Here is a 14,598-nt window from a genome sequence, read left to right as displayed (position 1 = left end):
CCTTTTGGGTCCGGGGCTTTTTCCTTGCAGGCGACCATACGTTTCGGCAGGCATAAGCTAATACCAGAAGGTCGCTTCCAGCACCGGAGAGTTCATCGTGGACACTGAAACCGCCGATGTTATCGGTCATGACGTCACCACCATCACCTGTGTGTGCGGCAACACCGTCAGCCAGGCCGGACTCATACAGGCCAACTCACAAGGCGTCCCCGTTTACGTCGGAGGAAGCACCTCCGTTCCCGCGGAGTTGGCGGAGTGGCCTGCGGATGAGGATCTCTACACCCTCTGTCCCTCATGCGGCCGCGTGTACCGTGACTCGATAGTCGAAGAGACAGGGACCGCCCCCGTTGCTTTCCGGGTGGACGTCACCGCCGGCCCAATCGCAGAGGCGATCCAGGCGCACTGGAACCTCAGCACGTAAGTAGGGCGGCCCTGCTCTCCCCGTGGCAGGGGACCTTGGATTGCTGGAGGGTTGGCGCTGGCCTGCCGCAGTCTGAGTGTGGGGTTTCCTTACAGGTTCCTCGGCCGGCTATGAGAACCGCTGATGGCAATAGTCGATATTCAGGCGGCCGTCGACATACGGTGGGCTAAGTCGACAAATGTGAATACTCTCAAGGCGCCGGGGTACGGGAAGACTGAAGAACACCCCGGGAGGTGCCACGCGGGAACCACCGATAAAGGAGCAATCTGTGCGGGAAGCAAGCTTCAACAAGAGCGTTTCAGTAGCCGACGATTTGGCCGGCGAGCCTGACGGGCTCGATGCGGCCTCGGCTGATCCGGCGGCCGCGGAAGCGACCGGCCCAGCCTCCGCATCCGAAGTGCCCTCGGCTGATTCAGCGCCGGAAGCGGCTGAAACGCCGGAAGCAACGGAAGCCGCTGACATCACCTATGACGAGCAGTTCTATCCGGCGCGTCCCAAGGCGCTGAGGCCGATCGCCCGCCGTCGCCAGTTCTTTGCCGACCGCCCATCGTTGGAATTCGACGGGCGCAACGCGGCCTATGTCGAGTGGCTCCGGAACCAGGCGATGCTGGGGGACGCGAACGTCATGGCCCGGCAGCTCTCCGGCCAGGCCAGCATGTGGCAGAACTCGTATGCCCATCCCAACCCGCGGGCAGCCGTGGAACGCGCCCCCGTCTGGTTTACGGCCTACCCGCTGTCCTTCATCACGCGCCCGGGCCAGTCCTTCCTCTCTGCCCTGGGTGATCCTGAGCTGTGGGACGCCTTCCGCGAGATCGGCATCAGGGGCCTGCACACCGGCCCGGTCAAGCTCGCCGGCGGCATCAGCGGATGGTCCCAGACGCCGAGCGTGGACGGGCACTTCGACCGCATCAGCATGGCAATCGATCCGGTATTCGGCACCGAGGAAGAATTCCGCCAGATGTGCGAGGTCGCCGCCAGCCATGAAGGCACCGTGATCGATGACATCGTTCCCGGCCACACGGGCAAGGGGGCCGACTTCCGCCTGGCCGAGATGAACTTCCGGGACTACCCCGGCATCTACCACATGATCGACATCCCGGAAGAGGACTGGCACCTGCTGCCGGACGTTCCCGAAGGCGAAGACTCGGTCAACATCAGCCCCGACGCGGAACAGGCACTGCAAAAGGCCGGGTACATCATCGGCCGGCTGCAGCGCGTGATCTTCTATGAGCCGGGCGTGAAGGAGACCAACTGGAGCGCTACCCGGGCAATCGTGGACACGGCCGGGAAAACCCGGCGCTGGGTCTACCTTCACTACTTCAAGGCCGGCCAGCCGTCCATCAACTGGCTGGACCCCACCTTTGCCGGCATGCGCCTGGTGGTCGGTGACGCGCTGCACTCGCTGCTCGACCTGGGCACGGGTGCGCTGCGGCTGGACGCGAACGGGTTCCTGGGCGTGGAGAAGAGCGCCGAGGAGCAGCCGGGCTGGTCCGAGGGGCACCCGCTGTCCGAAGCGGCAAACCAGTTGATCGGGTCCATGATCCGCAAGGTCGGCGGGTTCTCCTTCCAGGAACTCAACCTGACCATCGACGACATCAAGGCCACCTCGGAGGCGGGTCCCGACCTTTCCTACGACTTCGTCACCAGGCCGGCCTACCACTACGCGCTGGTGACTGCCGATACGGAATTCCTCCGCCTGACCCTGCGGCTCGCCATGGAAATTGGCGTGGACCAGGCATCACTGGTCCACGCCTTGCAGAACCACGATGAACTGACCTATGAACTGGTCCATTTCGCCGCCGGCCACAGGGACGACGTGTTCGAACTCAACGGCCAGGAGCTCACCGGCGCCGAACTGGCCGAGCATGTCCAGCAGACCCTGCGGGACCGGCTGACGGGCCCGAATGCTCCGTACAACGCGTTGTTCACCACCAACGGCATCGCCTGCACGACGGCGAGCGTCATCATGGCCGCCCTTGGCATCCAGGACCCGGAGAACCTCACCGACGAACAGCGGGCCCAGATCCTGGACGTCCACATCCTGCTGTCCATGTACAACGCCCTGCAGCCCGGCGTCTTTGCCCTGTCTGGCTGGGACCTCACCGGCATAGTCACCCTTGACCGCCAGAAGGTAGGGGAGCTCACCGCGCAGGGAGACACCCGCTGGATCAACCGCGGCGCACACGACATCATGGGCACCAGCCCTGAAGCGACGGCCTCCTCCGCCGGCATGCCGCGTGCCCGCAGCCTCTACGGCCCGCTGCCCGACCAGCTCAAGGACCCGGCGTCCTTCGCCCGGCGGCTGCAGAAAATCCTTGCCGTCCGCGAACAGAGCGGCATTGCCACCAGCACCCTGCTGGACGTGCCGGAAGTTTCCCACCGTGGGCTGCTTGTGATGGTCAACCGGCTGGGGGACGGGAACCTTCAGGCTACGGTGCTCAACTTCTCCGGCCAGGACATCGCGGGCAGCATCCAGTCGACCCACCTGGTTCCCGGCAGCAGCGTCCACGACCTCTTCAGCGGCGAGGCCGTTGGGCAGGTCGACGACCTGCACAGCTTCTTCCTGGAGCTGGGCGCCTATCAGGGCACAGCGCTGGTCCTCAAGGAAGACGAGAAGGACGACGACGCCGACGCCGAGTGAGCGGGTCCGGCACCTAACGTGCCGGCACCGCCACCGCACCCACCGAGCCCCGGCGGACCAGCGTGGCGTTGAACTCCGGCGCCGGGGCCAGAGGCGGGCGGCCCTCGATCTGCCTGATCAGGGCGCTCGCCGCCGCGGCCCCCATGTCGTAGACAGGCTGCGCCACCACCGTCAGGGGCGGCGTGGTCAGCCGGGTCCAGGCGAAGTCGTCGTACATCAGGAACGACACGTCATCCGGGATTCGAAGTCCCATCTCCTGGATGGCTTCCACCACGCTGAGGGCAATCAGTCCGTCGGAAGCCACGACGGCGGTAGCCGGGTCAGCGCCCAGCAGCACCTCGCGTGTGAGGTTCCGGACAGAGCCCGCATCGCCGGCGTTGAGCCGCACGAGGTCCTCCGGGAACTGGCATCCCCCGTCCGCAAAGGCCTGCCGCATCCCTTCCAGGCGGTCCGAGATCTGCGATGAATCCAGCCGGGTTCCCGCGGAATACCCGGCGCCGGTGCGCAGTGTCGAGATGAAGGCCACCCGGCGGTGCCCGGCGTCGAGGAGGTACTGGGTGGATTCATACGAGATGGCGGCCATGTCGACGGCGACAGTCTCCACTGTGAGGCCGTCAGCCGAGCGGTCCAACAGCACCAGCGGCCGGCCTGACTCGTGGACCCGCCGCAGGTGCTGCGTCTCCACGGACGACGCCGGCGCGACGATCAGGCCGTCGACCCTCTTGTCGAGCAGCACGCTGACAGCTTCCACTTCGGCCGCGGTGTTCTCGTCCGTGTTGATCAGGATGACGTTGAACCCGCTCTTCTTGGCGGTGTCCGTGATCCCTCTGGTGGCCAGGCCGAAATGCGGGTTCTCGATGTCGCCCACCACCACGCCGATGGTGTGCGATTTGCCCGTGTTCATGCTGCGTGCCAGCTCGTTGGGCCGGTAGGCCAGCTCCTCCGCGGCCGCGAGTACCCGCTCACGGACGTCGTCGCTGACGGCCCCGTAGTTACCCAAAGCGCGTGCCGCCTGGGCCTTTGACACCTGGGCAGCTTTTGCGACGTCCGCGACTGTTACGTCCCGGCGTCTTGCTCCGTCACTGCTCATGTTCACCTTTCAGAGGGGCTGTTGACGCGGACTGTGAGTTCCGCTACATTTCTAGCAACCGATGTGAGTCCGGTCTCAATCGTAGGGACTGAGACCGGACTCAGCAAGACCCCATCGACCAAATCCTTGAGCGGCCCCTGACAGCACCGCTTTCCCTCCCACGATTGGACAACGCTGTGATCAAACTGAACTTCCGCCCGGCAGCGGTGGCTGCGGCGGCCCTGGCGGCAATCCTCGCCCTCTCCGGCTGCGGCGGCTCCTCGCCGGCCAGTTCGGCCCCCGCCGAGAACCCGTACGGCCTGATTGAGCCGGGCACCATCCGCGTGGCAAGCCTGGGCGACTCGAAGCCGTACACCTTCACCGACGCGCAGGGTAACTTCACCGGCTTCGACGTGGAACTCTTCAAGGACGTGGCCCACCGCGCCGGCGTGGACAAAGTGGTCTTCACCGGCCAGGACTTCTCCGGGCTGCTCTCCGCCGTGGCCAACGGCCAGTTCGACGTCGGCGTGGCCGCGATCGGGATCACGGACAAGCGCAAGGAAACCGTTGACTTCTCCGAGGGCTACCTTGCCGGCTACCTGACGGTCATTACCACCAAGACCTCGGGCATCAAGGACGTCGACGGCCTGAACGGCAAGCGCCTGGGCGTGGTCCAGGGAACCCTCCAGGAGGCCTACGCCGTGAAGAACTTCACGTCCGCCAACCTGGTGCGCTTCCCGGACAACAACACCGCCATCTCCGCCGTCAACAGCGGCTCTGTGGACGCCCACTTCCTGGACTACGAGGCCGCCAAGGCCTACCAGGAGCAGTACGGCTTGGTCAGTGCGGCGGACATTCCGTCCTTCGACGCCCCTGCAGGTTTCGCCATCGCCAAGGACAAGCCAGCCTTCAAAGAGGCCCTCAACAAGGGTCTCGCGGCAGCGATGGAAGACGGCACCTGGAAGAAGCTCTACCAGAAGTGGTTCCCGGGCTCCCCGATGCCGGAGCAGTACCTGCCCAAGGCCGAGCAGACCGCCACTCCGGCGCCGACCGCAAGCAAGTAAGCGGCAGCCGGGCCGGTTCAACACCGGCCTCCGCCGGGCGGGCTGCTTCCACAGCCCGCCCGGCACCCGAACCAAACAACTAACGTCTGAGAGCACTCAATGGACTGGCTCAACATCATCGGCCGCACCTTCTTCGACTTTGAAGCAATGCTCGAGGTGCTGCCCCAACTCCTCGGGGTTGGCCTTCTGAACACACTGATCATCTCCGTCGCCGCCACCATTATCGGCGTCGCACTCGGCATGGTCGTCGCGGTCATGGGCATCTCACCGTCCAAATGGCTGCGGGTCCCGGCCCGGATCTACACGGACCTCTTCCGCGGCCTGCCGGCCATCCTCACCATCCTGCTGATCGGCCAGGGCTTCGCCCGCTTCAGCCAGTCGATTTTCGGGCCCTCGCCGTACCCGCTGGGAATCATCGCGCTGAGCCTGATCGCCAGCGCCTACATCGGCGAAATCTTCCGCGCCGGCATCCAAAGCGTCGACAAGGGCCAGGGCGAGGCCTGCCGGGCACTGGGCATGAGCTACGCCAAGTCCATGGCCCTGGTGGTGGTGCCGCAGGGCGTCCGCCGGGTCCTGCCGGCCCTGGTGAACCAGTTCATTGCCATCGTCAAGGACTCCTCCCTGGTGTACTTCCTGGGCCTGCTGGTCAGCGAACGCGAACTCTTCCGCGTGGGCCAGGACGCCGCCGTCCTCTCCGGAAACCTTTCGCCCCTGGTCATGGCCGGCATCTTCTACCTCGTCATCACGGTGCCCCTGACCCACCTGGTCAACTACTTCGACAGCCGCTTCCGCACCGGACGCCGCCGGCCGACCCCGCCCACGTCCGGACTGAAGGAAGTCACCGAACTCGACGCGGCCTCGCCGCTGATCACCGGGAGCAACACATGAGCCTCGCAAGCAACACCACGCCCGCCAGTGTCCACACCTTCCACGGCTCCAGCCTGGAGCTGCGAAACCTGACCATGGCCTACGGGGACATCGAGGTCCTCCGGAACGTCAGCCTGAACGTGGCCCCCGGCACCACCACCTGCATCATCGGCCCCTCGGGCTCGGGCAAGTCCACCCTGCTGCGCGGCGTCAACCGCCTGCACGAACCCAAGAGCGGGGACGTGCAGCTGGCCGGCGAAAGCGCCCTGCAGGTCAAGCCGGACATCCTGCGCGCCCGCATCGGCATGGTGTTCCAGCACTTCAACCTCTTCCCGGACCACACCGCGCTCGAGAACGTCGCCCTGGCGCTCTGGAGCGTCAAGGGAATGTCCAAGGCAGAAGCCAGCGAACGCGCCCGCCGCGGCCTCGCCGAAGTAGGGCTGGCCGAACGCGCAGACCACCGGCCCCGCGACCTGTCCGGCGGGCAGCAGCAGCGCGTGGCCATCGCCCGTGCGCTGGCCATGGAACCGGAAGTAATGCTTTTCGACGAAGCCACCAGCGCCCTGGACCCGGAACTGGTCAAGGGTGTCCTGAACCTCATGGCAGGGCTCGGGAAACGCGGCATGACCATGCTCGTGGTCACCCACGAGATGGGCTTCGCCCGCAAGGTAGCGGACCAGGTGGTCTTCATGGACGAAGGCGAAGTCGTGGAGGTCGGCACCCCCGCCGAGCTCTTCGATAACCCGCGCAGCGAACGCCTGCAACGCTTCCTCTCGGAGGTGCTGTGATGGGAAACGTTACAGCGGCACCCATCCGGACCGCCGTCGTCGGCTTTGGGATCTCCGGCAAGGTCTTCCACACGCCGCTGATCGCGGCGGATCCGCAGTACTCACTGGACGTGATCGTGACGGCGGACCCGGCACGGGCCGCCGATGCGGCCCGGCTCTACCCGCAGGCACGCATCGTTCCGACGCCGGAGGAGATGTTCGCGCAGGCTGACGGCCTGGACCTCGTCATCCTGGGTACCCCGCCGCACACCCACTTCGACCTCGCGGCCGCGGCCATCGCGCACGGCCTCAACGTGGTGGTGGACAAGCCGTTCGTGCCCACCTCCGCCCAGGGGGCGGAACTGATCGCCCTGGCGTCCGACGGCGGGGTGCAGCTCACGGTGTTCCAGAACCGCCGGTGGGACGCCGACTTCCTGACCCTGCAGAAGCTGCTGCGGGAGTCCGCGTTGGGCGAGGTGCGCACCTTCGAATCACGGTTCGAATGGTGGCGGCCCGAAGGCTTTGGAAACTGGCGGGACAGCGTCTCGCTTGCCCAGGGCGGCGGAATCCTTCACGACCTCGGCGCGCACCTGATCGACCAGGCCGTCCAGCTGTTCGGCCCGGTGGAAAAGAGCTACGGCGAGACGGCCAACCGCGGATCCGATCCCGAGGCCGCAGACACGGAGGCGTTCGTGTCCCTGCTTCACGGGTCCGGCGTCCGGACCAGGCTGTGGATGAACGGCATGGCAGCCCAGGTGGGCCCGCGCTTCCACGTCCTCGGCTCCGAAGCCGGCTACACGAAGTGGGGCCTGGACGGCCAGGAGCCCGCCCTCGCGGCCGGCATGACGCCGTCGGATCCGGCCTACGGCGCCGATCCCCGGGAATCCTGGGGGCTTCTGGGCGTGGACGGCGCCGCCGATCCGGTTCCCGCAGAGCGCGGCGCGTACCCCGAGTTCTACGTCCAGCTCGCCGCTGCCCTGCGCGGGGAAGGGCCGCTGCCCGTCGACCCTGCCGGGCCGCTCGAAGTCCTCAAGGTCATCGAAGGCATCCACGCGCTGGCCTGAGCCTTAGCGCCAGCCATCACTCCTGCGGCGACTCGCCGTCCCACCCATTAGGGACGCGGCTTCGCGTCCTTATCAACCGTGTCCAAAATCCAGAGAAAGGGAGAACTCATGTCCTCCACCGCCACCAAGCACGTCGCCATCATCGGCGGCGGCATCCTGGGCGTCTCCACCGCTGTCCACCTGCTCCGCGAAGGCGCATCCGTGACGCTGCTGACCGAACGCGGCCTGGCCAGCGAAGCCACCGGACGTTCGCTCTCCTGGCTTAACTCCGCCGGTGAACGGTCCACGCCCTACCACCTGCTCCGCCTCGCCGGCGTCGACCGGTACCGCACGCTCTTCGCAGCCGACCCCGGCCGGGAGTGGCTGCAGTTCGGCGGCGGCCTGATGTGGAACGCCGCCGGGCAGCGGGAGGCCACTGAGGCCCGCCACGCCTACGAGAAGTCCATCGGCTACGACTCCAAGCTGCTGGAACCGGAACAGATTGCCGGGTTCACGCCCGGCATCGACGCGGGGGCCGTTCCGGAAAACGCCATCTTCAACCCCGGCGAGGGCTGGGTCAGCCTGCCTGCCCTGGTGGACCTCCTGATGGAGGAGTTCCACGAGCGCGGCGGCCGGCTGGTGCTGAATGCCGGCAAGTCGTCCGTGGTGGTCGACGGCGGGCGGGCGGTGGGCGTCGAGACGGCGGCGGGAGGGACGTACGACGCCGACGCGGTACTGGTGGCGTGCGGTGCGGCGACACCCTCCGTCGTCGCCCCCCTGGGCGTGGAAATCCCCAACGGGTCCCCGGTGTCGATGCTGGTGCTGACCAAGCCGGTGGAGCACGACGTCAAAGCCGTGATGAACACGCCGCGTGCCGCCGTGCGCCCCAACCCGGGAAGCACCTTTGCCCTGGACCACGACTGGTACGAGGAACACATCACGGAGCATGCGGACGGTTCGTTCAGCATCCCGGACGACGTGGTCCAGGAACTAGCCGACGAGGCCTCCAAGCTCATTGCCGGCAACCCTGAACTGAAGCCCGCGAGCTGGAAGATCGGCTACAAGCCTATTCCGGGTGACGGCGAGCCGGTGCTGGGCGAGCTTGGCCAGGTGCCCGGCTGCTTCGTGGCGTTCACCCACTCCGGTGCCACGCTGGGGCTCGTTGTCGGCGAACTCCTCGCCGGCGAGATCCTGACCGGCGACAGGCACCCCATGCTGTCCACGTTCCGTCCGGCCCGGTTTTCCTGACGGCCGGTTTTCCTAAGCTAGCGAAGCGGAAGCCCCGCACCGTCCGTGAAGGGGCGATGCGGGGCTTCTTTGGCGAATCCTCCGGGTGTCTGGGGTCCCGGAGTGCTTCCCTAAAGCTACCGGCCGGTAACCAGAAGTCAAGAGGCGGTCACAATCACGAGACGGCTATCGGATGAAACCTGCCCGTGCCGTACGATACGAGTCACATGTGGTTGCCTTGTACCCGTCGGGTGCTGCTGGGCGCATCTGATGCTGGGGGGCGGATGAAAACAGGCGAGATTCCAAACGGCCATCCACTGGGCCGCGGGAAGGGTCCGCGGCGCAGCCTGTTGTGGCTCATGTGGGTGTTGCTGGGCCTGTACCTGGCTGGCTTGCTGCTGGACCGCGATGGGTTCAGTCCGCTTGTGAACGTCTGGATCGGCGTGCCAGCGGCGTGGGCGCCCGCGGCCGTGGCCTGGCTGGCGGCCTATCGCGCCAAGGACCACTGGGCACTCGCCCTGGTGGCGATGGCGTTGTCTGCGTTTGCGGCGGGGAGCACCTACTACGTGGCCGCCCTCGCGGGGGCAAGCTCGCTGCCCTTCCCGTCGCCTGCGGATATTGGCTACTTGCTGTTTTACCCGCTCGCACTTGGCGGGTTGTTCGTCTATTTGCTCCCGCTGCGCCAGCGGCTGGCGCGTTCCGTGCTGCTGGACGCCGTCGTCGGCTCACTCGGTGCCGCCTCCGTCCTGGTGGTTCTGCTCAGCCCGCTGCTCTCGGCCGCGGGCGGGTTTTCCTCACTGGCTACAGCCGTAGCTGTGGCGTACCCTCTCCTGGATCTCATCGTTCTGGCGGTGACCGCCGGAATGGCGGCCGTACCGGGCCTTGCCACGGCCCGTAGCGGGGCAACTCTGATGCTGGGGCTCACGGTGTTCGCCGCCGCTGACGTTGCCTACGCCTCCAGGCTGGCCACGGATGCCTACGTCCTCGGCACGCCGCTGGATGCCGGCTGGACGGCGGGTTTGTGCCTCATCGCAACCTGGGCGGACGGGTTCGCCCGGCAGGAGGAAAAAGCCCAAGGTGCCGGTGAAGGCTCGTGGACGCCGTCGGTTCCGATGGTTGCCACCGCCGCCGGGCTCGGGGTCCTGATCGTGGGAACCGGGATCCCGGTGCCGGAACTCGCCGTCGGGCTCGCCGCGGCCACCCTGGTGTCCGCGGGCATCCGGACCCAGTTGGCCTTCCGCCAGCTGGTCACCCTCGCCGAGGTGCGCCGGCAGTCCAGGACGGACGAACTGACGGGGCTGCCAAACCGGCGGGCGCTGTACACCGACGGTCCCGCCGTGCTCGAGGCGCGGCAGGGTGCACCGTGCGCCTTCCTCCTGCTGGACGCAGACAGATTCAAGGAAATCAACGACAGCCTGGGCCACGACGTGGGGGACCGGTTGCTGATCCAGGTCAGCGAACGGCTTCGCCGATGCCTGGGCCCCGATGACCTGATAGCCCGGCTGGGCGGGGACGAATTTGCCATTCTCCTCCTTGATGCCGGCGAGCACGAGGCCCTGCAGCTCGCCGACCGGCTCCGGGCAGCCCTGAGTGAGCCCCTCACGCTGAGGGGCATTGCCCTTCAGGTTGGTGTGAGCGTCGGCATCGCCCTGTCCCCGGAGCAGGGGGAGGACCTGAAGACACTGCTGCGCAAGGCGGACACGGCCATGTACCGGGCTAAATCCTCGCGCAGTGGGAGGCACGTGTACGCCAGTGAGGACCACAGTCCCGGGGAAGAGCGGCTGAGGATGCTCCAGGAGCTCCGCGCCGCGCTCATCGAGGATCAGCTCGTGCTGCATTACCAGCCCAAGGTGGACGCGCTCACGGGGGAAGCGAAGGGCGTGGAAGCGCTGGTCCGCTGGAACCATCCCCGGCACGGACTGCTGGCCCCCGGTTCGTTTCTTCTGCTGGCGGAGGAGGGCGGGCTCATGAACGCCCTGAATGACCGCGTGCTTACCCTGGCCCTGGATCAGGCAGCCGCCTGGCATTTGCAGGGCAGGCCAATGACCGTGGCTGCAAACCTCTCGGCCAGCTCACTCATCGACGCAGAGCTGCCGGACCGGATTGCCGCCATGATCAAGGAGCGGGGCCTCGAGGAGTCGGCGCTCATGGTCGAGATCACCGAGGATTTCATGATGCCGGACCGTGTCCGCGCCAGGGATATCCTGTCCGGGCTGCAGTCCCGCGGCATACGGGTGGCCATTGACGACTTCGGCACGGGCTACAGTTCGCTGGCCTACCTCCGGGATCTGCCCATCAATGAGCTGAAGCTTGACCGCTCCTTCATCGTTTCGATGACAGAGGACCCGCGGGCTGCCGCCCTGGTGGCCTCCACGATCAACCTCGCGCACAGCCTTGGCCTGACGGTGGTTGCCGAAGGGGTGGAGGACGCAGGTGCATTGGACAAGCTGGCCAGCTACGGCTGCGACCAGGCGCAGGGATTCCATATCCTCCGCCCCGTTCCTGCCGCCGAGCTGGACCACTGGTTCACCGTGTCTGCGCTGTAGCCCGCGCGCTTGTCAGGCCAGGATTTTCTTGTGGAAGAACACGAGGTAGTCGCCCGCGGCGTCCTCGAACCCGAAGTCCTTCCAGTACGCCCGCAGCGCCGATTTGGCCTCGTCATACGCCGGCGAGTCCTCCGGCGGGGACCCTTCGCCGTCCGTTGGCGCAGCGTGGACCACCACCAGGTTCACGGACCGGCCAACCGTTTCGACGATGGCGTTGAGCACCGAGTAGCCCGTCCTGCCGCCGCGGTACTCCGGGGAGATCTCGAGCGAGGAGACGATCATCAGGTCCCCGCCGTCCTGCAGGTACTCCCTGATCAGGTCCGGACGGTCCATGGTGAGCATCTCAACGGCCTTGGCCATCTCCCGGTCGGCCTTGCCGGTGGTGAGGAAAAGGTTGATCATGCCGGCTTTGGGAACAACCTGGACGACGGCGCTCCCCAGTTGCCGCTCCTGGTCGCCGCCGGGAGTGGGACTTGGGCAGCTCACCGCGACTTCCCAGCGCAGGGGATAGTCCGAGGGGTCATGATTCAGGCCCGGCGTGCCGCGGTACCGGAGCTTGTACTCAAAGAACAGCGATTCCGGGTCGAACACGGTCATGGCGCCGTCCTTGAGCTCGCAACGTTGCGTATTAAGGAATTTTAGTCGCCTCGAGCGGTGTGGGAAATGGGATCAGCCGCGCAGGCCGCCCAGCCCGCTGATCAGCGCCTCAAGGCCGAGGCTGAAGGCGACGTCGGCCGGCCGTTCATGCCCCTGCTCGGCCAGGCTCCGGACGGCACCCGTGAAGCTGGGTGTCGCCTCCGCCATGGTTCCGGGATCGAAGATGTCCGCCGGTGCCGTGACGTCGTAGGCCGAGCCGAAGATGAAGGATTCCAGCGCGACGATGGAGGAGACGATCCGCTCCTCGGGAAAACCGGCGTCGCGGAAGCCGGCGCTGACCGTTTCATACATGGCCAGGGTCTGCGGCGCGTCGGTGACGGGCAGTACGGCAATGACCGGAATCAGCGGGGTGTGCTGGGAGAACACGTCGCGGTAGCTCCAGGCCCACGTCCGGACGGCATCCTCCCATGGGCCGGCACCGAACGCCGAGACATCCACGAGGGAGGCGAGATGGTCCTCGACCAGCAGGAGCACGTCCCGCTTGGATTTCACGTGGTTGTAAAGGGCCGACGGCGCGACGTTCAGTGAGCGGGCCAGTGCGGCCATGGTGAGGCCGTCGTAGCCCTTCTTCTCGATCAGCCGCAGGGCGGCTTCCGTGATGCCGGCCTTGTCCAGCACGCCTCCCACGGGGCGTCCGGCGCGGCGCCGGCTGCCTTGGCCATCTGTTGCTGAGCCAGCTGTTGCTGAACCGGCTGTTGCTACGGCGGGTGATGCCGGCATGGCTGACCTTTCTCCGGGTGAACGTCCTTCGCATTATTCCATCAGCCTCTTCCGCTCCTTGGCCAAAGGCTCTATAGTTCTTATAAATGAATGGCATTCATTTAGTGGTTCGCATTACTTAAGCGGCCACAGAGAAAGGACATCATGCTGAATCTTGACCGCGACGTAGTGATCGTCGGCGCCGGCCCCTCCGGCCTGACCGCCGCCCGGCAACTGAAAAAGGCCGGCCTGACCGTCGCCGTGCTGGAAGCCCGTGACCGCGTGGGCGGCCGGACGTGGACCGACACCGTGGACGGTGCCATGCTCGAGATCGGCGGCCAGTGGGTATCGCCGGACCAGACCGCCCTGCTGGCCCTGCTGGACGAGCTCGGCCTGAAAACGTACTCCCGCTACCGCGAAGGCGAGTCCGTCTACGTCGGGGCGGATGGCTCGCCGGTCCGCTACACCGGCGACATGTTCCCTGTCAGCGCCACCACGGCTGCCGAGATGGACAAGCTCATCGCACTGCTGGATGAACTGGCGGCCGAGGTCGGCCCCGCCGAACCGTGGGCGCACCCCAAGGCCCGGGAGCTGGACACCATCTCCTTCCACCACTGGCTGCGCCAGAACTCCCCGGACGAGGAAGCCTGCAACAACATCGGGCTCTTCATCGCCGGCGGCATGCTCACCAAGCCGGCCCACGCGTTCTCCGCCCTGCAGGCCGTCCTGATGGCCGCCTCCGCGGGTTCCTTCTCCCACCTCACGGATGAGGACTTCATCCTGGACAAGCGGGTTATCGGCGGGATGCAGCAGGTTTCCCTGCTGCAGGCAGCGGAACTTGGGACCGACGTAGTCCTTAACAGCCCGGTGCGCACCATCCATTGGGAGGCCGACGGCGGCAGCGGCCACCGCGTCACCGCCGTCTCTGACCGGGCCGCGGTGAACGCGCGCTTCGTGATCATGGCCGTGCCGCCCAACCTGTACTCTCGGGTTTCCTTCAACCCGCCGCTGCCGCGCCGCCAGCACCAGATGCACCAACACCAGTCCCTCGGCCTGGTCATCAAGGTGCACGCCGTTTACAGCACGCCCTTCTGGCGCGAGGACGGGCTCTCCGGCACCGGGTTCGGCGCTGGCTCGCTGGTCCAGGAGGTCTACGACAACACCAACCACGGCGACACCCGCGGAACGCTCGTGGGCTTCATCTCTGATGAAAAGGCCGACGCCGTCTTCGAGCTGGGTGCCGAAGACCGCAAGCGCGCCGTCCTGGAATCGATCGCCGGCTTCCTGGGGGACAAGGCCCTGGAGCCTGAGGTGTACTACGAGTCCGACTGGGGCTCGGAAGAGTGGACGCGCGGCGCCTACGCCGCCAGCTACGACCTCGGCGGGCTGCACCGCTACGGCAAGGACCAGCACGCAGCCGTCGGGCCCATCTACTGGTGCTCCTCCGATCTCGCTGCCGAAGGCTACCAGCATGTGGACGGGGCGGTCCGCATGGGCCAGTCCACCGCAGCCCGCATCGCCGCAGCTGCCGCGTCCGCCGAAACGCAGGGTGAGCCTGAACTGGCGAACGCAACGGCCGCCGTCGGCTAATAGCGCA

At 66.5% G+C, this 14,598-nt stretch carries 11 protein-coding genes and 1 pseudogene; 9 read left to right on the top strand and 3 right to left on the bottom strand.

Going from position 1 to position 14,598, the window contains the following annotated elements:
- Positions 1 to 97: 97 nt before the first annotated feature.
- Both CXZ05_RS04780 and treS read left to right on the top strand, forming a co-directional pair.
- A complete protein-coding gene (locus tag CXZ05_RS04780) occupies positions 98 to 421 on the top strand; it encodes a hypothetical protein (protein WP_102971463.1) in 324 nt (107 codons plus the stop codon).
- A 397-nt stretch (positions 422 to 818) separates the two neighbouring features.
- Entirely contained in the window at positions 819 to 3,062 is a 2,244-nt protein-coding gene (treS, locus tag CXZ05_RS04775; protein ID WP_258006457.1) for a maltose alpha-D-glucosyltransferase, read from the top strand.
- A gap of 13 nt (positions 3,063 to 3,075) precedes the next feature.
- Here treS and CXZ05_RS04770 read toward each other — a convergent pair whose 3' ends face one another.
- On the bottom strand, positions 3,076 to 4,152 hold the full coding sequence (locus CXZ05_RS04770; RefSeq protein WP_102971461.1) for a LacI family DNA-binding transcriptional regulator: 1,077 nt from the start codon (positions 4,150 to 4,152) through the stop codon (positions 3,076 to 3,078).
- 176 nt (positions 4,153 to 4,328) lie between these two features.
- Between CXZ05_RS04770 and CXZ05_RS04765 the strand changes: the two genes are divergently transcribed.
- From CXZ05_RS04765 to CXZ05_RS04740, 6 genes and pseudogenes are all read left to right on the top strand, one after another.
- Complete coding sequence (locus tag CXZ05_RS04765) at positions 4,329 to 5,195, top strand: ABC transporter substrate-binding protein (RefSeq protein WP_102971586.1); 867 nt, start codon at positions 4,329 to 4,331, stop codon at positions 5,193 to 5,195.
- 99 nt (positions 5,196 to 5,294) lie between these two features.
- A pseudogene (locus CXZ05_RS04760) lies at positions 5,295 to 5,975 on the top strand (amino acid ABC transporter permease); the annotation flags it as partial.
- Between the two features lie 104 nt (positions 5,976 to 6,079).
- Positions 6,080 to 6,850 (top strand): amino acid ABC transporter ATP-binding protein, encoded by a 771-nt coding sequence (locus CXZ05_RS04755; protein WP_102971459.1) that lies wholly within the window; start codon positions 6,080 to 6,082, stop codon positions 6,848 to 6,850.
- The gene (locus CXZ05_RS04750; protein ID WP_102971458.1) at positions 6,850 to 7,893 is read left to right on the top strand and encodes a Gfo/Idh/MocA family oxidoreductase; all 1,044 of its coding nucleotides are present in this window, start codon (positions 6,850 to 6,852) and stop codon (positions 7,891 to 7,893) included. Before CXZ05_RS04755 ends, CXZ05_RS04750 begins: the two co-directional genes overlap by 1 nt.
- 108 nt (positions 7,894 to 8,001) lie before the next feature.
- Positions 8,002 to 9,120 (top strand): FAD-binding oxidoreductase, encoded by a 1,119-nt coding sequence (locus CXZ05_RS04745; RefSeq protein ID WP_102971457.1) that lies wholly within the window; start codon positions 8,002 to 8,004, stop codon positions 9,118 to 9,120.
- Positions 9,121 to 9,458: 338 nt separating this feature from the next.
- A complete protein-coding gene (locus CXZ05_RS04740; RefSeq protein ID WP_102971456.1) occupies positions 9,459 to 11,645 on the top strand; it encodes a bifunctional diguanylate cyclase/phosphodiesterase in 2,187 nt (728 codons plus the stop codon).
- A 12-nt stretch (positions 11,646 to 11,657) separates the two neighbouring features.
- Here CXZ05_RS04740 and CXZ05_RS04735 read toward each other — a convergent pair whose 3' ends face one another.
- Both CXZ05_RS04735 and CXZ05_RS04730 read right to left on the bottom strand, forming a co-directional pair.
- On the bottom strand, positions 11,658 to 12,242 hold the full coding sequence (locus tag CXZ05_RS04735) for a hypothetical protein (RefSeq protein ID WP_102971455.1): 585 nt from the start codon (positions 12,240 to 12,242) through the stop codon (positions 11,658 to 11,660).
- A 72-nt stretch (positions 12,243 to 12,314) separates the two neighbouring features.
- Positions 12,315 to 13,022: a TetR/AcrR family transcriptional regulator gene (locus tag CXZ05_RS04730; protein WP_102971454.1), complete on the bottom strand. Its 708-nt coding sequence runs from the start codon at positions 13,020 to 13,022 to the stop codon at positions 12,315 to 12,317.
- Positions 13,023 to 13,166: 144 nt separating this feature from the next.
- Between CXZ05_RS04730 and CXZ05_RS04725 the strand changes: the two genes are divergently transcribed.
- A complete protein-coding gene (locus tag CXZ05_RS04725) occupies positions 13,167 to 14,591 on the top strand; it encodes an NAD(P)/FAD-dependent oxidoreductase (protein ID WP_102971453.1) in 1,425 nt (474 codons plus the stop codon).
- Positions 14,592 to 14,598 lie beyond the last annotated feature (7 nt).

The sequence above is a fragment of the Arthrobacter sp. AFG20 genome, from assembly GCF_002892795.1.
Classification (GTDB): domain Bacteria; phylum Actinomycetota; class Actinomycetes; order Actinomycetales; family Micrococcaceae; genus Arthrobacter.
The sequence above is the reverse complement of the archived record's forward strand: the minus strand, read 5'-3'. Positions and strand labels throughout refer to the sequence as shown.

What these genes read in the sequence shown, in the direction of transcription:
- CXZ05_RS04735 (WP_102971455.1), bottom strand. Translation starts at nt 12,242, where the DNA reads ATGACCGTGTTCGACCCGGAATCGCTGTTCTTTGAGTACAAGCTCCGG.
- CXZ05_RS04745 (WP_102971457.1), top strand. Translation starts at nt 8,002, where the DNA reads ATGTCCTCCACCGCCACCAAGCACGTCGCCATCATCGGCGGCGGCATC.
- CXZ05_RS04725 (WP_102971453.1), top strand. Translation starts at nt 13,167, where the DNA reads ATGCTGAATCTTGACCGCGACGTAGTGATCGTCGGCGCCGGCCCCTCC.
- CXZ05_RS04750 (WP_102971458.1), top strand. Translation starts at nt 6,850, where the DNA reads ATGGGAAACGTTACAGCGGCACCCATCCGGACCGCCGTCGTCGGCTTT.
- CXZ05_RS04740 (WP_102971456.1), top strand. Translation starts at nt 9,459, where the DNA reads ATGTGGGTGTTGCTGGGCCTGTACCTGGCTGGCTTGCTGCTGGACCGC.
- CXZ05_RS04755 (WP_102971459.1), top strand. Translation starts at nt 6,080, where the DNA reads ATGAGCCTCGCAAGCAACACCACGCCCGCCAGTGTCCACACCTTCCAC.
- CXZ05_RS04770 (WP_102971461.1), bottom strand. Translation starts at nt 4,152, where the DNA reads ATGAGCAGTGACGGAGCAAGACGCCGGGACGTAACAGTCGCGGACGTC.
- CXZ05_RS04730 (WP_102971454.1), bottom strand. Translation starts at nt 13,022, where the DNA reads ATGCCGGCATCACCCGCCGTAGCAACAGCCGGTTCAGCAACAGCTGGC.